13 protein-coding genes are annotated in these 23425 nt (G+C 42.7%); 1 reads left to right on the top strand and 12 read right to left on the bottom strand.

Annotated elements, in window-relative coordinates:
- Window positions 1-198: 198 nt before the first annotated feature.
- From BUB77_RS10560 to BUB77_RS10505, 12 genes are all read right to left on the bottom strand, one after another.
- Entirely contained in the window at window positions 199-2412 is a 2214-nt protein-coding gene (locus BUB77_RS10560) for a methyl-accepting chemotaxis protein (RefSeq protein WP_073275582.1), read from the bottom strand.
- A 92-nt stretch (window positions 2413-2504) separates the two neighbouring features.
- Entirely contained in the window at window positions 2505-4976 is a 2472-nt protein-coding gene (locus BUB77_RS10555) for an alpha-L-arabinofuranosidase C-terminal domain-containing protein (protein ID WP_073275580.1), read from the bottom strand.
- A gap of 68 nt (window positions 4977-5044) precedes the next feature.
- Window positions 5045-7390, bottom strand: coding sequence for a glycoside hydrolase family 95 protein (locus tag BUB77_RS10550; RefSeq protein ID WP_084124126.1), 2346 nt, complete (start codon window positions 7388-7390; stop codon window positions 5045-5047).
- Between the two features lie 164 nt (window positions 7391-7554).
- Window positions 7555-9339: a type 2 periplasmic-binding domain-containing protein gene (locus BUB77_RS10545; protein ID WP_073275578.1), complete on the bottom strand. Its 1785-nt coding sequence runs from the start codon at window positions 9337-9339 to the stop codon at window positions 7555-7557.
- 55 nt (window positions 9340-9394) lie between these two features.
- Window positions 9395-10315, bottom strand: a complete 921-nt coding sequence (locus BUB77_RS10540; RefSeq protein WP_073275576.1) for a carbohydrate ABC transporter permease — start codon at window positions 10313-10315, stop codon at window positions 9395-9397.
- 16 nt (window positions 10316-10331) lie between these two features.
- Window positions 10332-11252 carry an ABC transporter permease subunit gene (locus BUB77_RS10535; protein WP_073275809.1) on the bottom strand — a complete coding sequence of 307 codons (921 nt, stop codon included), beginning with the start codon at window positions 11250-11252 and terminating at the stop codon, window positions 10332-10334.
- Between the two features lie 101 nt (window positions 11253-11353).
- Window positions 11354-13315, bottom strand: coding sequence for a right-handed parallel beta-helix repeat-containing protein (locus tag BUB77_RS10530; protein WP_242962459.1), 1962 nt, complete (start codon window positions 13313-13315; stop codon window positions 11354-11356).
- 100 nt (window positions 13316-13415) lie between these two features.
- On the bottom strand, window positions 13416-14951 hold the full coding sequence (locus tag BUB77_RS10525; RefSeq protein ID WP_073275574.1) for an ABC transporter substrate-binding protein: 1536 nt from the start codon (window positions 14949-14951) through the stop codon (window positions 13416-13418).
- A gap of 292 nt (window positions 14952-15243) precedes the next feature.
- Entirely contained in the window at window positions 15244-16863 is a 1620-nt protein-coding gene (locus BUB77_RS10520; protein WP_073275572.1) for a response regulator transcription factor, read from the bottom strand.
- A 16-nt stretch (window positions 16864-16879) separates the two neighbouring features.
- Window positions 16880-18586 carry a sensor histidine kinase gene (locus BUB77_RS10515; RefSeq protein WP_073275570.1) on the bottom strand — a complete coding sequence of 569 codons (1707 nt, stop codon included), beginning with the start codon at window positions 18584-18586 and terminating at the stop codon, window positions 16880-16882.
- A gap of 216 nt (window positions 18587-18802) precedes the next feature.
- Entirely contained in the window at window positions 18803-20365 is a 1563-nt protein-coding gene (locus BUB77_RS10510; RefSeq protein WP_073275568.1) for a glycoside hydrolase family 43 protein, read from the bottom strand.
- Between the two features lie 78 nt (window positions 20366-20443).
- Window positions 20444-21967: a glycoside hydrolase family 43 protein gene (locus tag BUB77_RS10505; RefSeq protein ID WP_073275566.1), complete on the bottom strand. Its 1524-nt coding sequence runs from the start codon at window positions 21965-21967 to the stop codon at window positions 20444-20446.
- Between the two features lie 476 nt (window positions 21968-22443).
- On the opposite strand from BUB77_RS10505, the gene BUB77_RS10500 reads away from it, so the two are divergent.
- On the top strand, window positions 22444-23355 hold the full coding sequence (locus tag BUB77_RS10500; protein ID WP_073275563.1) for an AraC family transcriptional regulator: 912 nt from the start codon (window positions 22444-22446) through the stop codon (window positions 23353-23355).
- Window positions 23356-23425 lie beyond the last annotated feature (70 nt).

Here is a 23425-nt window from a genome sequence, read left to right as displayed (position 1 = left end):
TACTTTATTGGTTATGCTTTCTTTACTTTAATGGTTATGTTTTATTGCTTTATCGGTTACATTCTATTACTTTATCGGCTATATTCCATTGCTTTATCAGTTACGTTCTATTACTTTATTGGTTACATTTCATTACTTTATTTATTACATCTTATTACTCTCATGCTATACCTTATTACTTCATAGGCTGTGTTCTGATTATCCTTCTTCCACTTTAAACTTCTTAACTTCTATGACCAGGGTCTGCGTATTCCGATTCAGCTCTTCTGCCGCTGTGTTCAGGGTCTCTACCGAAGCCTGCTGTTCATTTGACGTCAAGTTGACCGTATTAACAGACGCCGCTATTTCTTCCAATACAGCTGATATGCTTTCAATGGCTCCCAGTGCACTCTGCTTTGCCTCTCCCATATTTTCCACATTCCGGGTAATAGCGCTTAAATATACCATCAGGCTTTCCACACTATTGTTTATATTTTCATAGGAATTTATTGTGTTCTTTACGGCATCCCCCTGCAGCTTTACTACATTCTCTGCTTTTCTCGCTGTTTTAGCCGCTTTTCTGGTATCTTTCTGTATATTTTCAATGATTCGATTTATCTCATTTACGGATTCCTGAGATTGTTCTGCCAGATTTCTGATTTCACTGGCTACAACAGCAAAGCCTTTTCCGTATTCACCTGCTCTTGCTGCTTCAATCGACGCATTCAGAGAAAGCAGGTTTGTCTGGCTGGCTATCTCATGGATGACGTTTATTATCCTGCTGATAGATAATGATTTTTGCTCCAGCGCTTCTATCTCATGGATGATATCCGTCGTAGTCTCTATCGTAGTCTGTGTCTGACTGTTCAGATTCGCAGTAACTATGGAGCCTTCCCGGATGCTCTGCTTGGTCTGATCAGCTATCTGCCCTATTTCTCTGGTATTATCACTTACCAGAATAATTTTTTGCGACAGATTATCCATTTGCACCAGGCACTCCTGTGCATCCTTTGCCTGCTGTGAGATGCCCTGGTCAATCTCATCCATTGCAGCAGTAATATTCGTTGTGGATTTTAAGAACGCCTCCGAGGTTGCAGATATATTTTCCGCAGAACGAAAGACTTCCCTGCTCATACCCTTTACGTGACGGATTAGATTTTTCATATTTGAAAATGTATTTTGCGTTTCCTCAATCAATGTATGGAATTCATCTCTGCGCCGGGATTGGAATTGAACCGTCAAATCACCTTTTGCAGCTTCCTTCAGCCTTACAATTATATCTTTGATTGTCGTATCTATCCCCTGTGATATAAAAATTGCTATAATAGCGGCAAATATAATTGCAATTGCCGCAATAAGTACTGTTACTGTCCGAATATTATCAGCCTGGCTGGTGATTATGTCCTTCGGAATTAAAGCACAGACCATCGCTTTCGTCTCCCCTACTTGAGAATACAGGAACAGATAGGTTTTCCCTTTGTACTTAACATACAGGGAATCCTCCGTTTTCTTCGAGGAAACTGCTTTCTTATAAAAATCCTGCCCAGCGAAGATATCTGCTGCGTTGCTCTTATTGTCTCCTTCTTTCTTTCTGCCTTCCCCCGCCATAATTTCCTTCCCGTCAGAAGTAACTACCGCTATATAATCGGATTTGTTAAAATCTAATCCGTCCAGTATTTTGTTTACCGTATTTGCATTCACATCAATAACCAGCATTGCCTGAGCATTCGGCAGACTTCTAATTAAACGCAGGGAATACTCTTCCGAATTTGTTTTCAGCTTTTCGTCCAGATACTTATCCGCACCGGCCCAGACATTTTTCATCCTGTTTTCTTTCAGGTCTGCTCCCAGTTCCGTCTGTGTGAATCCTCCGTATAAGCCGCTGTCATAGCTGCCCTTAGTTGAAATGGATTTTACCTTATCTGAAAGGATGTAAATATTTCCTATAAACTCATCGGAAGCCTGCTTTGCGGACAGAATGCTTCCTATGTATTTATACGCAGCATTATATTCTGACTTATCGTTGGCGTATAAATTACAAAAGAATTTTGATATCGTATTGTCATTTGCATATTGGAGACTGGTCGCTTCAATAGAGGACAATCCGAAGCGCAGATATTTGCCGGTCATACTGATAGTCTGCAAAGATGATTTCTCGTAGTTTTTCACAATCCCCTCGGAGGCCACTCTGTAAGAGACCACTCCTAAAAGGATAATAAAAGCTATGGGAACCAAATATGATGCAGCCAGCTTGAAACGTATCGTCTTACTATTTTTTATAACCCCTTTTTTATGAGCATCTAAAGCTTTGAAACCAGAGGTATCAATATCACTCCTTTTTTTTCGTTTCATTTCATTTTTTCCGGAATGACTCAATTCTCTCATAACCTTCCGATTAGAAAACAGCTTATTTATACCTTCTCTAATTTTCATCTTTCGTACTCCTCCAACCGTTTTTAAATCTGTATCACGAAAGGATTCTGCCTTTCGTGATACTGTATTCTGTTACGGTTTTCCTTTTCCTCTCATCCTTTGGTAATTTTCTTTTTCTTTAATTGTAAAACGTTTACTGAATAGGCAGGTGCATGATAAATAAAGTGACTGGAAGCACCGAGAAGCCTCAGCTCAATATCCTGCACTTTTTCCGGATGCTCTATTGTATTCTCATCATGCTTTTCTCCTGTCAGAATACCGGCAAGGTAATTGCTTTGAACCTCACAGTCCAGATTGATTGTGATATCATCCGGCTCAGGTGCTATATTAACGATTTTAACAATCACTTCATCCTCTGTATCACAGACAACGGAGGCCATAGCAGGAAATTGAGGAACCTCTGCTTTCTGTATCAGTTCATCATTTACATAAAGGCTCATTTCCCTGCCTGTCACGGTATATCTGAACTTATTATAGGTACCCATTATAAGCTTCACCGGTACTTCTGCCGCCAGGGGAACTGAATTCTGATAATCCATAAAAGTACTCCTGCCGTCCTTTATTCTCCACTGAAAAGGACGTACAATGCCGGCATTCCACTCCCTGGGGGGGTGGGTTTCATCATTCATATATACTTCTTTGGGAATGCGGGAGCTATATACTCCAATTCCAATTTCCCGGCCTTCCTCCGCAAAAATTTCAATTTCAAAAGTACCTTTAACGGCTGTCTCATTATCACCTAATACCACCAGCACTTCGTCCAGTTTAACCCCCATTTTTGCACTTTCTGCTTTCTGTTCTTCATCGGGCTCTGAGATTATAAACTCCTCTTCTGACGCCGCTTCATGTCCCATTACCTCATGAACTGCCCGCACCGTTTTGCCGTCCCAGGCTGCTTTCCGGTAGCGTACTCCGGCAGGTCCTAATAAGGAGGGCATTCCCGAAACCGGACGGTAAAGAACACCTGTTGTATCCTTAGAGGCAACAACATGATTCCCCCTGCTGCCTCCCAATAGTTTCCACGCATAGTAGGTAGGAATACAGTAACTTTGTAAATTATCAAAAATAATCAGATTGGGATACCATGCATAATAATGATAGTTATCCAACAAAGGGGCATAGGATGCAAGGGTTACAACATCCTGATTCCGTTCCATCCCTATTAAGAACATAGCTTCACCCATGGCAGCATAAAGCTGTCCCACAGGGCCTCTTAGCACCGCAAGCTCTCCTACAAATATCTCCGGACCCTTCCTGTCATAATTGTCATAAAAATGAATATTTTCTGCAAAATATTCCACACTGTTATAAAAATGCTCATCCACGATATCGACCGGAAGCTCCTTCTCTTCTACATGGCTGTTTGCAACAAATTTGATAAAAGGATATCTTTCCTTTATGATGGAATAGCATTTTAAATATCTTTCCTCATAGTCAGGTCCCCAGTTCTCATTGCCAATCTCAACATAATTCATTTTAAAAGGCTGTGGATGCCCCATCAATGCACGTACTTTTCCCCACCTGCTCCCGGCCGGTCCTACTGCATATTCAATTGCATCGAGAGTATCCTGAATCATTTCTTCCAGATCCTCTCCTTCCATCAGCACACTGTTACGTGCCTGGCAAGTCATACCGCAGTTAAACACATAAAGAGGTTCCATGTCCAGATCTTCACATAACTGTAAATATTCATGATACCCTAATCCATTGGTAGTACGGTAATGCCACATCAGTAAGTGACTGGGTCTTTCCCAAACAGGGCCGATGGTATTATGAAAGCGCATAGCCGTAGAGGGTGTAAACCCTTCTACAATACAGCCCCCCGGAAAACGTAAAAATGTAGGGTGCATATTCTTAAGCTTCTCCACCAAATCTTTTCTTAGACCATGGCTGTTGTAGGTATCAACCGGCATCAACGAGGTAAATCCAAGTTTCAATTTTCCTCCCTTTTGACACCTTATTACAAATTTTGCATTTCCTGCGGTCTTTCCTGCGGTAAACTCATAATCATACCTCTGGTAACCCTTTCCGCATAAATTAATTTCTGTTCCGCACCATATCTCATTGTCTTTTTCTATCAGTAAATCCACCTTAACCGGCTCTTCTGCCTTGGCAAACATATAAAAATGATACTTCTCTCCTGCTTTCTGAGGAATACCGGTAAAACCGGTATTGTAAATGCAGCCCTGAGGTAAGAATGAGATTGCAAGTGCAGCGCACCGCTTTTCATTTAAAGTGTCCTCCCTATCCAGCTTCATTTCTGCATTCTCACTGTACCAAGCCGGTATAGGTGTATATTCTGTCTTATTTTCTCTGATCCATCTGGACAGTCCTTCCCCATGATTAAATTCATCCCTCCAGCCTGCCGGTGTTATAATTGCATAATCCTCCTGCTCGGTTTCACATTCCACGGGTGGAATGGAGTCCTCAAAGGATCTGTTACGCAGCATTTCAGGATAAAGCCCCCCGTCTCCTGCCCTGTTAATGTCTTCAAAAAAAATACCATACAGATTTTTTGCTGTAGGAAAGCGCTTCTCCGCTGTCTTAACCGTTATTGTACTCATGCTAATTATCCTCTCATTCTTATTTTTATTGCATATCAGACTGGCCGGCAGACCCACTTAACACATTTTTAATTCTTTAACACCATTACATATTCCTCTCCCCTGATTACTTCAAATTCCAGGAGGCCTCCGTCTGCCGCAAGAACCGGGATTGCCTCGCCCTGGTGGGTTATGAGGTAATCCTCCCTATTTCCATATTTGATTTTCACTTTGTCTTTCCGTTTCCTGCCGCTTTTCACAGTGCAGCTCTTAATAACGGCTTTTAGCAGCTGCCCGTTCTCCCACTCCAGATCCACTTCATAATTTCCTCTTGCCCGTATGCCTTTGATATAACCCTCAGACCATTGCTTCGGAAGTGCAGGCAGAATATTTAATATGCCCTGGGTACTCTGTAAAAGCATCTCGGTAATACCTGCCACTGCTCCAAAATTGCCATCAATCTGAAAGGGCGGATGTGCATCAAACATATTAGGATATGTTGATTTTGACAGTATTGTCTGAACATATTTATGTGCATTTTGTGCATCCTGCAGCCGGCTCCACATATTAATAATCCATGCGCAGCTCCAGCCCGTATGCCCCCCGCCGTGGGAAAGCCTCCTCTCCAGAGTTCTTCTTGCCGCTTCTGCCAGCTCCGGAGTAGACTCAACGGTAATTTCCCCTGCCGGATACAATGCAAAGAGCTGGGATATATGCCTGTGACCTATTTCCGTTTCTTCATACTCCTCCAGCCATTCCATTATGGTGCCGTTGCTTCCTACCTTAAGTCCGGGAATACGATGCAATATTTCCTTTAATTCAGAGGTAAATTTCCTGTCGGTTCCAAGTATACCTGCTGCCTCTATCGTGGATTGAAAGAGCTTGCGCAGGATTGCATTATCCATGGCAGTCCCCGCACTGATAGCCGTCTGGTAACCGTCCGGTGTTCTGTAGGTGTTCTCCGGTGACAGGCTTGGACAGGTTATAAATCTTCCCTGCCTGTCTTCCACCAGGAAATCTACAAAGAATTCACATGCTTCCTTCATGGTAGGATAGACTTTCGAAAGGAATCCGGTATCCATTGTAAACTCATACCTGTCCCATAAATGCAGGCAAAGCCAGGCCGCCCCCATAGGCCAGTAAGTAGCCGAAGGGCAATTGTCCTGAGGAGAGGCATCTCCCCATATATTGGTATTGTGGTGCGCCATAAAGCCCCGGCAGCCATACATATCCCTTGCCATCATACGTCCGCTTTCCTTTAGCTTTTCAATGAGCCGAAACAATGGCTCATGGCACTCTGAAAGATTACACTGTTCTGCTATCCAGTAATTCATTTCCGTATTAATATTTATGGTATAGCGGCTGCCCCAGGGTGCATGGGTCCTGTTATTCCATATCCCCTGCAGATTAGCCGGCAGTTCACTGTCTCTTCTGCTGCTTGCTATAAGCAAATACCGTCCGAATTGATAATATAGGGCAACCAGGGAATGATCCATATTCCCGTCAGCTGCTCTTGCCAGTCTTTCGTTTGTCGGCAAAAGCTCATAAAGTTTATCTTCACCAAGTGAAAAATCCATTCTCCGAAAGAGCTTTCCATATTCCTCAATATGCTCCTTCTTTATGGCTTCATAACCTTTTTTTTCTGCTTTTTGCAGGCATTCCAGGCAGGCTTTTTCAGGGTCCGCCGTATTATAGTCGGTGGCAGCCGTAAAAAACATCGTAAAGCTAGTGGCATTTTGCAGGATAATCTTTCCCTCTTTATATTCTCCCTTTCCTTCTTTACCCCAGCCCACAAAGACAGGCAGCAGCTTTAGCATTGCACAGTACCCTATGGAGTTCTCATCACCGCAGCGTCCTTTCATCACGATTGAAAAAGGAAGCCCGCCTTCCGAGATATTACAGTTGAGGGGTCTGCTTAAAGTGGCTTCCAGATTGATAGACAGGCTTTCATTTGACGTCATGGACATGGCAAATACATTATCTGCCGCACTTATAAGGCTTTCCCTTCTGTAACTAGCACCTCCTGCCGTATATCTTACCTTTGACACAGCAGCCTCCAAATCCAGCTCCCTCCGATAAGTATGTACTTTCCTGCTCTCACCATAGCCAAAGTTAAGAAGTATGTTTCCAAGGGTCTGATAGGAACCCTGCTCATTACCCACGTAAGCATCCTTCGCCAGCAGGTCCGCCTGTTTTAAGTCACCATCCAACAGGCATTTTTGCAGCTTCTTCATTATTTTCTTTACTTCCTGATCCGCCTCTACGGCGCGCCCGGCACTCCATACGGTTTCTTCATTTACCTGTATGTTCTCCTGAAAAGGGTCTCCGTAAACCATGGCTCCCAGCTTGCCATTGCCAAGAGGAAGGGCCTCTACCCATTCCAATGCCGGACTGTCGTACCATAGTTTCATTTTATCGCTATTATATTCTTTCATAGCAGCTCCCATTATTACCTCCGGTTTCATTGTTCCAAACGGGTATAGGTACAACTGAAGAGGAACCATGTATAAAAGAATGGAATTCCTTTTATACATGATTCCTGTATAAAGTGACCGTATTACACCCTTCTAAATGCAGTCCTTTACTTAATTTTAAGACTCTATTTCACTGCTGCAGCTCTTGCATCAATTACCTTCTGGTATTTTGCTTTATCAAATGCTACTAAATCCGACCAGCCAAGACCATTAAGCTGAGTCTTCATCTCTTCCCACATACTCTTGAACTTATCTTCGCTGCCTGCAAAGACCATCTTCCAGGAGGTATCGCATATTAACTGGGCACACTGGCTGCGCACTACGGCAATATCTGTGGTGTCACTTGGCAGAATGATATTTACATTAGGTACTGTGCCCAGCTGTCCGGTTTTCTCCAGATATTTAACCTGGTTTTCAGCACCATACTTTTGGCCCCATTCCTTTGTCATAGTTGTCTTGTTTGCTTCCAGATAGGAAGACCAATAATCCTTGCTATATGTTTCACCGGTATTCGGGTCGGTAGATACTGCCGCTAAAGGTGCCTGATTGATTTTGTTGTTGCCGTCATCAAATCCGCCGCCGCCCCATTCATCAGGAACAGTACGGTTCTCCATCAGACCATACAGGCCGTTTTCTGTCATTGTATATTTACCGTCATCACCCTTTGTATAGCTCCAGTCCGGAATACCGTCATGATTGTATTCAAGACCTTCGGGACTTGCTAACCAGTCTAAGAATTCAATGGCTCTTGCTTTATCGTTTCCTTTCATCTGGGAGCCGATGGCAAAGGCTCTTCCATCACCGTAATAGGAATCGGAAGGCTGATAGAAGGTCATATCCTCAACAGGTGCATAGATATAAGCATTTTTATCATTGGCACGGTCCGGTGTATTCCAGAAGCCCCTCTGCCAGTTGTACCAGAACAATAATACCTGCTTGTTTTTCATCTTTGTGCAGGCTGTATCCCAATTCTGGGTTCCGGAGTCAGGGTCAACTAAACCTCTTTTATTTGCCTCGAAGAAGAAATGCAGTATCTTATAATAGGCTCCGTCGTCCTCTGTAACTTCTTTCATATCTCCCTTGGTGCCAAGCATAATGGAGCCATTTACTTCATAGCCGTATGTCTTTGTTAGCTGGGTTGCAGTCTCCATTGTAATCTGGGTTCCGCCCTTATCCCAGTCTGCCCATAAAGAAAGAGCGTAGTTTGCATCACCGGCTTTATTGGCAGGATGAGCCTTTTGTATCTTTTCCAGAACATCCAGAAGGTCATCCATATTCTTCATCTCGGGAGAACCAAGTTCCGAATAATAATCCCAGGGAAGCATCGGGCTGATATATACGGTATCATCCGTATAAGTCGTAGGTGAAGTATTGGTTACCGAGCAGGGCACGCCATAAATCTTCCCCTCAGAATTACCCTCAAGCCCTGCATTATAGGTCTTATACTGGTCAAGATACTGTTTCAGATTTGTACTGTTATTCACTTCACCCGTAATATCTGCAATCAATCCTGCCTGAATACAATCCTGCAGCTTTGGATTATCCAGCAGAATGATATCACCAAGGTCTCCTGCAGAAGTACGTGTCTGGTAAAGAGCTTCCCCGTCTCCGGAAGCCTGAGGGGCGATAATATTCAATTCCAGATTGAATTTATCCTTTATTACCTTTCCAAACCATCCGCTCTGAATCCCCTGATAGTTAGCGGCAACGTCGTAAACCTCCAATGTCAGTGTGTCCGAATGATCGATAGCCGAAGGTGTATCCGAAGCACCATCCGTTGCCTTTGCTCCTTCAGTCGTCGGGCTGCCCGCTGCTTTATCATTTGTTTTTTTATCTGAGCATCCGCTCAGAACCAATGAAAGCATAAGAACCACAACTAACATTAATGAAACTGTTTTTCGTCTTCCCATAAATATCTCCTCCATTCAAATTTTATATAAAAAGATGTCTCACCATCCTTCTATATTAACCCTTTACAGCTCCAATCATGATACCCTTAACAAAATACCTTTGAAAAACCGGATATATTAATAAGATTGGCGCAACTACGATAATTGTTACCGTCATACGTATCGAGGTAGCTGTCTGAACAGTAGCCACTGTCTGTGCTACCATCGAGCTGCTCGATGAATTTACAAGCTGCTTTAAGGAGCTTGCCTGATTGATGTACTGATACAGAATAAACTGCAGACTGTACAGCTTGGTATCGGTCATAAGCAGCAAGGTGTCCTGAAAAGCATTCCACTGATTTACCGCTGCAAAAATAGCTACAGTTGCCATGATGGGCTTGATAACCGGTATGATAACCTTGAAAAACACCTTCATTGTCCCCGCCCCGTCAATTTCCGCAGCCTGCTCCAGCTCCTTTGGTATGGATTCCACAAAGGTCTTTGCGAGGATAATAAAAAACGGTGATACGATAGTCGGTAGAACATATCCCAGAAAGTTGTTCGTCAGATGCAGATTCCGCATGGTGATATACCAGGGAATGATACCGGCATTAAAGTACATTGTAATTAGTACGAAACGGTACCAGAACTTTCTGCCCCATAAACTCTCTCTGGTAAACATATAACCCATGAATGCTGTTGCGATAACTGTCAGAAATGTACCAATTACCGTTCTGCCTACAGATATGGTGGCAGCATTTAATAACCCGGGGATTTTAACTGCTTTTATGTAATTTTGTATATGCAGCTGTTTTGGCAGGAAAAGAATCAGTCCCCTCTGGCTCAGATCATTGGAACTTATGGTGTTAATAAATATATAATAAAACGGATAGATACAGATAAATGCAAATGCAGCAAAGAAAACATATGTCAGTATGCTGATTAAAATATCACTGGCACTGCGCCTATTGCGTATCCTGTTATTCTTACTTTTCATAACGATTCCTCCCATATTATAAGATGCTCTCGCCTCTTACCAGTTTTGACATCCCGTTTGCAACAAAAAGCAGTACAACACTGATAAAACTCTTCAAGATACTAAGTGCTGTAGAAATAGAATAACTGCCGCTTCCCATTGCCAAATTGAATACATATAAATCCAAAACCTGAATGGAATCTTTATTGAAAGCATTCTGGAATACATAATACTGTTCCATACCATTGGAAAGGAAATTTGCAATAGCTAACATGAGTAATACAAAATACGTAGGTAAGATACTTGGAATGGTAATGTAGCGGATTCTCTGCATTCTTGTGGCACCATCCACTTTGGCTGCTTCAAACAATTCTTCATCAATACCTGTAATCGCAGCTATATACATAATAGCGCCCCAGCCAAGGTTCTTCCAGGTAAGCCACAGCCACTGGGTCAGCCAGACATGCTCAGAGGACTGTAGAAACAAAATCGGTTTTGAAATAGCTCCGCTGGAAAGCAGCAGATGATTCACCATACCCGTACTGTTAAATATATTAAATGCAACAGAATATACCAGAACCCAGCTTATGAAATTGGGTACGGTCGTTACTGTCTGAACGAACTTTTTAAAAGGTTTACACTTAATTTCATTCAAAAATACCGCAAAAATCATTGGCAGCCATGAAGTTGCAATTGTAATTCCGCTCATGGCAAATGTATTTTTTATTACATTTAGAAGCTGCTTTGTTTTTACCGGATTAGCCACCATTGATTTAAACCATTTAAGCCCTACAAAATCATCCATGGTCATTGGTTTTGGCGGCCTGTAATCAAAGAAAGCATATACCCATCCATATAGCGGATAATAAGCAAAAACAGCGACCAGCACTATAAACGGCAATATATACAAAAACTCTTTGTAAGACCTAAGCTTTTTCTTATCTTGAAAAACTTTCATTCCATGCTCTCCTTTATTTCCGGTATCTTTTCGGCATCTTGTCATCATACCTTACTTAATCTGTCTCTTCTCATTCTGCCCGGTTAATTTCCTGTATCTTTCTACAACCTTCTGGGGTCTATTGAAATTATCTGATTTTCTATTAATTGAACCAGAGGACCGGGTATCCGCATTTCCGCATTTACTGTATTTCCATAAAAATCAGTCGGTACCATAGTTTTTGCTTTAACTGTCCTGATATCCTCTACGCTTTGAATATAAGTGCGTTTTTCCTTTAAATGAAAAGTTGACGGTGAGATGTCTTTCTGACGAATCTCCATTGTAAAGTGTTCCGTATCGATACTTATATCAAAATAACCCTCCTGCCCCTGGCTGTCAAAACCGTAAAACTGCCTCCAGGACTTTAAATCCAGACATTCGGCAGGTGCCGGATAAAGTATCCTCAAAAATCCTCCCGGCATATTTAAAAACAGGTTTCCTTCCGACTCATTATGCCTCGTGGGCATTTTGACCGCAGCCTCTTTGCAGTCATAAAAAATATTATTCCAGATTTTTGCCTCCCTGGAGGTACCGCCTCTGGAATCTCCGGCTATGCGGAAGGCAACTGCCTTGGCATAATACCCGGCACTGCGGCATTTTCCTATAAAGTTGTTTACGATATGTGTATAGTCCGTTCCTTCCCCATAAACAGCATAACCGTTTACCACACCGGATTCTTCCGTTTTGTACCAGCCCCCGGACCCCGGCTCTTCCTGTATTGCTCCAGGTTCAAAACGCCCTTGGATATTCCAGAAAATATTATTGTCAATCAGATTCACATCATCTCTGCTGCATTCAATAAAGATTGCTTCCCTTTGCTCAATCCCATCCAGAAATAAATTCTGGGTAATCCGGTTATTCTGATTGCCCACATCCATCCAAAGGTGGTCTGCCCGGTAGGTCCTGGTAAATATATTCCGGCGGAATATACTGTCCGTACAGTTATGTACCTTTATTCCTCCCGCCTCCCAGGATAATTCCATCTTCTGCCACCCGGTACCCTGTATCAGATTATCCTCAATGAGAAGATTTTCCGCAAAAAGTCCCGCAATTCCGCAGACACCTGCATCGTAAATCCTGCAGCGCCGGATAACCGAGGAGCCGATGACCTGCCCCGCTGTTACCGTGTGGTGCCAGCATTCATTTCCTATATCAATCCCCACTCCATTTGACCATTCCACCGTACAGTCCTCTATAATCCAATGGTGTCCCCGGAAGGCTGATATTGCTCCTCTCTGAGGTACGGGGGCCCCTGTTGCAGCATGGGCACAGGTCAGGCCCTTCACTTTGATATAGGATAAGAACGGGATTTCCGGAGCAAAGCACTGCTCACGGCAGGTGAGTTCAATCAGATGGTCTTTTGGATTTTCGTCCTCAAACAACCGGAAGTGCACGGTCTGCCCATTGGCTTCAATCCAGTAGGAACCCGGCTGACCTCCCAGCTGGTTGTAAAGTGATACCTGGCGCAGAGGCTTTCCGTCACAGAAAATCATTCCCCGTCGGTTCAGGTAGGTTGTCATATCTGTCTTATCGTATTCTATAAATAACCGGTCATGAAGGATATTAACAGCGCAAAAAGGGTTATAGCCCCGAAATTCCTCCGGATCAAGTTCTGTTTTCCACACCGTTACCGGAGCCCCTTCCTGTTTCGTCTCCGTTGTAAAGCGTGATAGATTCCATCCTTCACTCTTTTGGAATTCTTTTGCCGTAACAGAAGCCTTTATGACCACTTTTTCATTACCATAGGCTTCATAAGATATCATTTTGTCAATACCATCCCCGCCTCTTGCAGGATGCACACATTCCCGGTAAACCCCTCCATGGATTAAGACTCTGGTACCGGGCAGGGCCAGGGCTGCCGCGGCATTAATCGTTATAAAGGGATGTTCAGGGCTTCCGTCATTCTCATCGGACGCAGCGGCATGGCTGCAGTTAACATGAAGTTCCCTGTCATAAACCTGTTCTTTTTCCCATCTATTAAAAAAGTCACCATTGGGAAGCCTCAAAGTCATATCCTTATCCATTTTTTCCTCCCCTCACTATGATATATTTATCATAATCCGCACTTAGTATATTCAATAAACTAATTTTGAGTACCTGCCCTGCAATACCTGTGATACAGGATTACTTACCGGCCAGCCACTTATCCAGCTGCTTTTGCTTTTCTGTTATAATATTGCCCAGGCCGGCCGTATGCAGCTTATATTCAAATTCACTGACAGCAGTTTCCGGATCCAGGCTGCCGCATAATAATCCCGGCAAGTACTGGCTGATAACATTATTCACTGCCGTATATTCCGTTCTTACCGGACTGGAATCGAAGGTGAAATTCATAGCAGGCGACTTTCCGGCTTGTTTGTTTTGCTCCTTTTCCCAGATAACCGATTCCTTACTTGTCCCTGCCAGAGGATACATAAGAAAATAATTTCCAAGAGTCCCGCAGTTTAGCTGAGTATTATAAGGTACACCAAAGGCTGCTTTTCCATTTGGATAAGACACAAATCCGTCCTCATCCAGGATATAATCCCTTCCCTCAATTCCATAGATAATCAGATTAATAATATCCTTATCCGTAAAGGTCAGATTCAGAAACTTTAAAGCAGCCACCGGGTTTACCGAGGTAGCAGAAATCATCCAGGATAAGGAATTAATGGAATCCGTTGTGATATAGGCAGAGCCGATCTGCACTGCACCCAAAGACGGAACATTATTTTGTGCTTCTAATACTGCCGGAACATCGGCTGCCGGATAATTATAATTTGCTATATAGCAGAAGCCCTTATCAGATGCCATCAATTCCATTACCGTATTCGTAGTAGTTGCGGCATCCTTTAAAATCAGCCCGGCATTATACCATGTCCTTGCCAGTCTGCATAAATCGGCAAATTCCTTTGTACCATAATAATCAACGACTGTCATATCACCTCCCATTAAAACTCCCTTTGGGCTGGAAACACCGTCGGTAAGATAGTCAACTTCCGGAATACACAAATTCACTCCGGAATTTCCCTGCTGAACCGGTAGAAGAGGAGCCATATCCGGATAAGCCTTCTTTACCTTTTCCAAAATCTCTGTCAGACTATGAATACTTTTTACCTTTGACATATCAATTCCCAATTTACGGGCAATATCCCGCCTGTAGACTATCATGGGCGCCGCCGCATATGGCTTGTAGGTTGGAATTCCATACAGCTTTCCGTCTTTATAGCATACGGAAAGCAAATCCTCTCCTATAAGTTTTTTTGTTTCCGGAGTACACGCATCAATCATATTTGTCAAATCATAGGCCATATTACCGGATACAAAGGTATTGAAATCACCAATGGATTCAAAAATATCAATCTGTTCTCCATCCTGTAAAGCAAGACTGACATTGGAGGAATAATCAGCTGCCGCGATAGGTTTCAGTTCCACTTCCACACCAATTTTTTTTCTTGTAATTGCATTAATTGCCTCTTCTACCGAGTCCAGTGTTTTCTTTTCCGGTATCCCATCATAGGCTGTGTAGGCATATACAATTTTTTCATACTGCTTGGTGTAACTTTCCGTAATATCTGCAGAATTGCTCTTTCTGTCACTCATATTACTGCAGGAACTAAGTCCTGTAAGCAAAGCTGCCGCAATCAAAACTGCTGCTGATTTTGGTAATGCAAATCTCATAATTTCCTCCCTTTATGATAATTAAAGTATAGCAAGTTAACATTCCTGCGTCTTTTAAAAACAAGTCATATATTTTTGATTTTAAGCTATCTCCTTGAAAATGGCCATTTCTGTAATGCCTTTATCCCTGCGCTGCTCACCGATTCCATTTCCGGGAATAAATGGGGCTGTTGCAAAATGAAGCCCTGAGGAGTATAACCTGTCAAACAGTGCATTATGGCAAGTTATGCTCCCCAGAGCTTTATTTTGCAACAGCCCTTTTCTTTGAATTTAAAGCTTGACACTTCTTTCTCTATACCCGACTGCCTCCCCGCGTATCAGCCTCCTCTTTTCTGGATTTCTTATATTCCATAGGTGTTATACCTGTAAATTTTTTAAATATGGTCGAAAAATAAGAAAAATTTGCAAAGCCTACTAATTCAGCAATATCACTCACATTTTTGTCATCCTGTTTTAAAAGCTCTTTTGCCTTTTCAATCCGATACAGTATGATATAATCCTTTAAATTTATCCCGGTCTTCTTTTTATATGACTTTGCCAGATATTCCGGTGCCAGATAGAAATTTGCGGCTATCTCATTGCGTCCGATATCCTCTGCATAATGCTCCTGTATATAGTGATTGATTTTGTTCACAAGAGTGGCAGGCTTTGTGATTTCCTCCTCATACTGAAATGTTTTCTCCAGCAGATAATTCACCCAGCGGATCATATCAATGGCAGAGTCCAGGGCATGGTCGGCAATTTTTTTGGATAATTCATCATAAAACAATTTTGTTGCCTGTATTCCCTGCCTCATCAAATCTGCATATACTACCTGCATTATCTCCTGTTTCATCAGATAAAGGGTATACAAATTCAGTTTATTATAGGCGGTCAATTCATGGAAAAGCTGCTTTAAATAACGCAGGATTTCTGACTTGTCCTTTTTTTCCACCAAGGCATTGAATTTATCCAGATCGATAATCTGCGTATCCTTATTGACCTGAATTTCCACTTCATTTTCAAAAAAAATCTGCCCATGAAAGCTTACATAATATTGAAAGATTTTTTTTAAATTCCGGTTCGCCTCCGCAAGCTCGGCAATATTATAAGCTTTACTGATACAGCAGGTAAAGGTCATTTTGAAATATCCTCTGCAGGTATTCACCAGCTGCTCGCATTTTTCCCGAAGCTTATCAGGCTCTATTTCTTCACATATCGTAATGAAGCTCAGGACATCGTCTGAGTGGAATTTAACAACACTTTCATTTTCCACTTTTTCGCATAGAATCTCAGAATGAAAGTTTTCCAATATAAATTCTACCACACTTTTTCCGTAACGCTCCATATCTCCTTCCGTATCACTAAGCCTGGAATATATAAAGCAATACTTTTTAGCATTGCTGATTTCCAGATGTCTGCCGGTTATTTCCTTTTCAATCCGGGCTTCATCCAACAGTTCCCCTTCCAATACTTCTTTCCAGAATTCCTGCTTTACAAAGCGAAGGTTCTTTTCCATCCACTTTCCATAGATGCAGGTTTTTTCCAAGCTCTGTTTCTGCTTCCGCTTTTTTATAATTTTCTGCAGATTCAGCTCCATAATATCAATATCAAAGGGCTTCGTTATATAAGCCGCCGCTTCGTATTTGATTGCTTCCGCTGCGTACGAAAAGCTTTCATGGCATGTGAGAAACAGAAACTCACAATCGATATTTTCGCTTCTTGCCCATTTTAATAAATCGATGCCCGATTCCTGGGGCATCTCTATATCACTGATAATAATATCGATTGTATTCTCCAATAGTATTTTCCTGGCACCGGCTACATTATACGCGGACCATACTTCCTCTACGCCAAGTTTTTTCCCGTCTATGGAAGCTCTGATCACCTCTACCGTTGCCATATCATCATCTACAATTAATAAATTTATCATAGCCCTGCTTTCCGTATTATGTTATGCCAAGCATTTCATGCTTTGCCTTTTCCGGCACATAGATCCGGTTCCGGCAGCCGTGAGGTTCAATATTTTCCAGTATAAGGAGATCGTTTCTCTCATACATCAGCTCCATCATCCGCTTAAGGCTCCATAGCCCGATTCGGGTTCCCCGCTCATTGTTGTTATTCCTGATGCCATTCATATACTCAAGCACTTCCTCCGGATAGCCTTTTCCATCGTCCTCAATCTCTATCATTAGCATTTCTTCCTCTTTATACACCAGTTTTCGGATCTTAATGAGAACGGTCAGGGTTTCATCCAGGGAAACGGCATATTTATATTCATTCTCCACAAAGGTGTGTATCAGCATCTGAGGAATCTTCCATTCAGACAATTCCTGGGGCAGGTCAATCATATAAAAGATACATCCCGGGTATTTCAACTCCTGCATCTCAAAATAATTTTCCACATGCTTTACTTCTTCCTTCAGGGCCACTGTGTGAAAACCCGCCCGGAACATATACCTCACATTCTTAGACAGGGCATCAATAAATGTCTTTATCTGTACATTTTTATTCTGACTGCTAAGGCTTGAAATCGTTGTAAGGGCATTCAGGAAAAAATGCGGTTTTAATTGCAGGCGGATACTTTTCAGTTCCATATTCTGCAGCTCAATACGTTTTTCATAGGTCTGTATTTTAAGACCCAGAATTTCATCGATCATCTGGTTCGTGGTATCCTGCAGCATTTCAAATTCTTTCGCATTGAAATCTCCGTCAATCCGGTTATCATACTCGCCATTTTTAATCCGAACCATATCATTTGCTATTATCTGCATGGGTATGGCAACTTCTTTTCTGGTAAACTTTAATATAAAAAGCATGAACAGCACCGCTGTACTGACTATAAATCCGACAATTTTCATACTTGTGTGAATTTGCTTCAGTATGCTGTTTTTACTGGTATAGCAATAAATAATCAGCTGGGAATCGGCAACTTTTTTCATGGTTAAATAATAATTCTTTAAATTGATTTGACCGATGTCTCCTCCTACTTTAATATCACCGGTCACATTTCCCCATACCTTTCCGATATTTCCCGCATCATTTGCCAGAACAATAGAGCGGTTGCTGTTATCTTCGGAAAAGGTATTGTCCAATAAATTATTTGTCCTGATATAAATAGCAATGGCCCTGCGGCCGGTCAGGATTATTTTATACATATAGGTTTCATTTTCATAATTTAAAAAATTCCACTTATGATTCAAAATCTTAACATTTACGGTGGCCCTGCGTGTAAATTCCCGAAGATATGTTTTCCTGCCATAATCAAAGCCTGCTTCCACCGCATCCAGGCAGATATTATAATTACTGTCATATACGACGAGAACCCCTGAAATATCTTCCCGCGATGCCAGGTTCTGCATATAATTATGCAGAGAGATGGAAGCCAGTGTCCGTTCATTTTCATCCCTGCTTTTTAGCTTGGCGAGATATTCTCCCTGTGCGGTAATGCTTCTCAATATACTGTTCATTTCAGTCATGTTATTTGTAACTTCGTTGCTGTATATTTTTAATAATGTATCGGAGGACTCGCTGATTTCCTTTTTGAGGATGCCATAGGACGAAATCACAAAAACTCCAAGCACTACCAGAAGCAGTCCTGTAAGCAAAAATTGATATAGGAATATTTTATTTACAAAAGATTTCTTCTTCTGCATATATATCCTCTCTATTACTATTTTTGTATTCCGATTCATCCCTTAACAGATTTTAGCTTTCATATATTTTCATTGTCTCAAATGGGCAGTGTTATGTCAACAAACGCATTGACAGTATTTTCTGGTAAAAGTCTCTATGTTAACGGTATTTCTTTATAAAAAATAACCGATACTGCAGTCCTGTATGGATTTAACAATATCAGTTATTTTAAAATTTCAGGCATCCACCGGCTCGGCAGCTTTGACAGTCTCATAATGGAACTTCAGGAAATCGCTTATGCCGCCGGTTTCCTTTGTTGAATAATAGAACAGGCCAAACCGGCAGCCTGTAAAATGGTCCAGTTTAAAGGTCAGCTTATGAGAGCTTCCGATGGGAATCCATTTACCGGCCTTCTCATAGTAAAACTCTGCCTCATCCCGTTCCTCCCGATAGTCAGTCCTGCATTTCAGGGTTACCATTGGAGAGTCCACTGGAATTCTTTCATATTCCTTCTCCGGCAGAGTATGACCATAGTCCTCCGTCATGGAGGTTTCCGGTGATGATTTTCCCACCATGACCAGTGCATATTCCCCTTTGTCCCGGGTAAGGGCAACAGCACCATAACAGCCCTGCAAGGCGGTTATTCCGGCATAATCCCCATCCTTCAGCCCGCTTCCGTCCACCGTGACCCATGCCGCACTTTCCGGCTCACCGGTTCTTTGTGTCAAGGTATTATAGCTCTGTGTCAGATTCTCGCAGATTTTGCCTGAATGAAGCCGCAGGGCTTTCGGCCTCTCTGTAACGGACCACAGCTCCTTATGAGGATTGTGATTCCACTGCCAGACCTTTTTTAAATGGATTTTTCCATCCTCTGATGGCTTATAATCAAAATCATCCGATGCAGACAAAGGCTCATAGCGGTAATCCGGCCTGGTACTTGTTACCTCCAGCTGCAGCGGAACCCTTCCATTGATTCCAAGCACCGGGGCATGACCTTCCCAATACAGGGGAACCAGAACCGGAATACGCCCTACCGCACCTCTGTCCTGAAACAGAAGGGCATACCACTTTCCGTCCGGTGTATCCACTATTCCGCCCTGGGCCACACCGGAATGCCGGAATCCCATATCATCCTGCAGTATATCCCCTCCTGTAAATTCTCCCAGGAGAGAATCAGAAGAAAAACAGGCTTCCGTACGGAACCATTCCGTCCGCAGGCTGTGAATGAAAAAGGCATAGTACCTGCCATTGATCTTATAGAAGTGGGTGCCTTCATAGCCCAGGCTCGGATGGTCCTTGTCTTCCACGATAATACGCCTTATGCCGCCTTCCTTTGGCCCGGTCAGGTCGGATCTCAATTCTGTCAGCCAAATGGCACTATTTCCGGCTATTATGTACACTCTGTCATCCTCGTCAAAGAAAAGGGCGGCATCGTGGTAAAAACCTTCTATGTTCTGTTTTCTCCAAGGGCCTTCCACACTCTCCGACTGGAATAAATAAGTTTTATGCGTATCATTGGCAACAAAGCAGATATAAAAGGTTCCCTTATGATACCGCAGGGAGGCAGCCCACATTCCCTGCCCGTATATATTCTGCTCTCCTGCCAGCCTGTGCCCCGGTGTTTCCTCAAGGGTCTCATAGACATAGCCTGCTATCTCCCAGTTTACCAGGTCATAGGACCGTAAAATAACACAGCCGGGCATAAAGTACATGGTAGTGCTTACCATGTAATAAGTATCCTCTACACGTATCACGTCCACATCCGGGTAGTCCAGTCCCATTAACGGATTCTTAAACATCTCTGTTTCCTCCTTCTGTTACAGATATTGCCGCTGTTCCTTGCCGCAAACTTATTTTTGCCGCAGCTTTACTTTTCTCTATTCGAGGGTGCACCGTTCATACCGGCATTGAAAATTCTCAAAGAGTACCGGCTCCTTACAAGCTTTCCCCTCACCCTGGGCGTACAAGCCTATCATTACTCCTGTGAAGCCTTCGGCAACCTCTGTGGATACATATTTTGTCTTATTCGTTCCAAGGAATATGTCCTTTCCCTCAACCACTGCCTCAAACCGGTATTGACTGCTGTCACCGCTAATGGTCAGCTTTGCCGTTAAAGCCGGCTTGTCCTCCAGCTCAAAGGATTCCTGAAGGTATTTTATGTCACCGATGCATACCCTCTTCTGCAGCAGGAAGCCGCCGGATTCCAGCTTCTTAAGAGCCAGGTCATAATGGTGGAACTCATCCATTAAAATCGTAATTCCTCCCTCACCCTCCGTCACAGTCACCTCGCAGGTTATCTGAACCTTCATCTCCTTTTGGCGAATACCGATAAAAGTAGGTGAAGCTGTTTTTCCGAGAGTAACGGCAGTTCCCCTTAGCCGTAAGCTTCCATCCCCCATGGTGTAATTTTCCATCACCGGATTACGCAGCATACACCAGTCTTTTTTCCAATCCATGTTATGAAAGGTATACTCTGTCCTGTGCTCCTGTATAACTCCTTCAGGGATTCTGTCCGTTTCCACACTAAGCGGGGTCATTCCGTTCACCCCGGCGCTGAACCAGCCTTCCCTGTCAAAGGTAACGGGTACCATATAAACCTCACGGCCCAAATGATGATACATGGACCAGAAGCTTATCTGCCGGAAAGCCAGGTGGACCATCCACCAATTCCCCTTTTTATCCTCTATCAGGTCTCCATGTCCTACCCCCTGTATCAAATAACCGCCCTTATCCCTGTTGGTCAATACCGGATTCTTTTTATAGCCTTCAAAGGGACCGTAGGGAGAAGAGCCCCTGGCATATATCACCATATGCCCGTATTCCGTACCGCCCTCTGCTGCCATCAGGTAATAAAAATTATTCATCTTATACAAATGGGGTCCTTCCAGGAATCTTCCTCCCGTTCCCTGCCAGATGGAGCGGCTGGCTGTCAGCTTCCTGCCTGTTTCGATATCAATCTCACATTGTGTGATGCCTTCTATTCCGTCATCACTTACGCCATTGCTCATAAAATAAACCTTACCGTCTTCGAAATAGAGGGAGGGGTCAATTCCTCCCTGCTCTACCTTTACCGGCTCAGACCATTCCCCATAAATATCCTCCGTCCAGACATAAAAATTTCCCATTTTTATGTTGGTCGTAACCATATAGAACCGTCCTTCATGGTAGCGGATAGTGGGTGCATAAATGCCTCCCGAGGCGCCTTCTCCTGTTAATTCCAGCTGGCTCTTACGTGTCAGGCAGTATCCGATTTGGGTCCAATTGATTAAGTCCCTGCTTTCAAATAAAGGTACCCCGGGAAAATAATGAAAGGAACTGCACACTAAATAATAACTGTCCCCAGCCTTGCAAATGCTGGGATCGGGGTAAAAGCCACTGATTACCGGATTGCTGTATTTCATATCTGTTCTCCTTATTTTTCACTGTTTCACTGCTGCTTTTTTAATTAAAATACTATTGGGGTTCTGTAAAAAGGCCTTCTGCTTTATACATATTAAATAAACAGACAATAATTAATCCAAAGCCTTCTATTCATTTATAACATATATCGCAAGTAACTGCATCCCATTAATTGCTGCACACTAATCAAATATTGCTATTTCTTTACATGAATTTAGCTCTCATCTGACCATTATTCTTTTTAAAAAAGTATTTTTGCTGTAATATAAATAATCACAGCTTGTTTTATTATACAATTCATATAATTTTTCTGCCCGGTCTCTTGTTTTTCCCCTTATAAAAAAAGCAAATTTTGTGCAGCTGATTGTTTACATTTAAACCAATTAAAATTATAATAGAAACAGCTAACTATGGTTCGTAAGTAACTTGTTAAAAATGGAAGGCTGCTAAGCCGGTCCATACGAAACAGGAGGTATTTATGATTGAAAAATTAACGGGTACCAGGGAAACTGTTTTTCATCCGGACAATCTCCGCGTCCGGCTATATATGAATGTTGAATATGAGGATTACCCCCTTCACTGGCATACCGACACTGAAATCATCATGCCTGTCAATAATATCTATACGGTCATAATTGATAAGAAAAAATATGTCTTAAATCCTTTTGATATCATAATGATTCCTTCAGGTGAGATCCATGAGCTTTATGCCCCTCCCACCGGCAAACGGCTCATCATTCAGTGTGACAGTATTCTGCTGAACAGCTTTACTGGAATCGATTCAATCAGCAGCAGCTTTTATCCCTGCATTCTAAGCCGGACGGAGGATTCTTCCGCCCATCATCCGCAGCTGGTCCAGTTGTTGAATCAGGTCGCTGATGAGTATATGAACCGTCCTCCCCTGTATGAGACTTCTATATCCGCCATTTTAAATTATTTTTTTGTTATAATAGGCAGGAATTGCATTCAGCAGGATAAAGGCCCCCAAACCGTCATCAAGCAGAAACAGCATAAATACATTGATAAATTCCTCCATATCTGCCAGTATATCAATGACCATTGCACGGAGAACCTGACCAGTGACAGAATGGCTGAGCTGGCAGGCTTTAGCAAATATCATTTTTTAAGGCTGTTTGCCGACTTTGCCGGCGTGACTTATTACGACTATCTTATCAAGCGCCGTATCCTGTTTGCAGAAAACCTGCTGTCCGACCCTAACCTGGCAATCGTGGAGATTGCTATGAAAAGTGGTTTTAACAGCCTGTCAACGTTTAACCGTAATTTTAGAAATATAAAAAAATGTACTCCCAGTGAATACAGGAGCATGTACAATTCCAGGCATTTTGAGGAGCCCTCCGCAGAAACTTCTTACCAGGATGCTGCCAGGTAATGGGAGCCTGCGTTAAAAGCCCTTAACAGCATCTGATTCTTTCTTTCTGCCATGATACTGTTAAGGGCTT

The sequence above is a fragment of the Anaerocolumna jejuensis DSM 15929 genome, from assembly GCF_900142215.1.
Classification (GTDB): Bacteria; Bacillota; Clostridia; order Lachnospirales; family Lachnospiraceae; genus Anaerocolumna; species Anaerocolumna jejuensis.
This window is presented reverse-complemented; position numbering and strand designations above follow the sequence as displayed.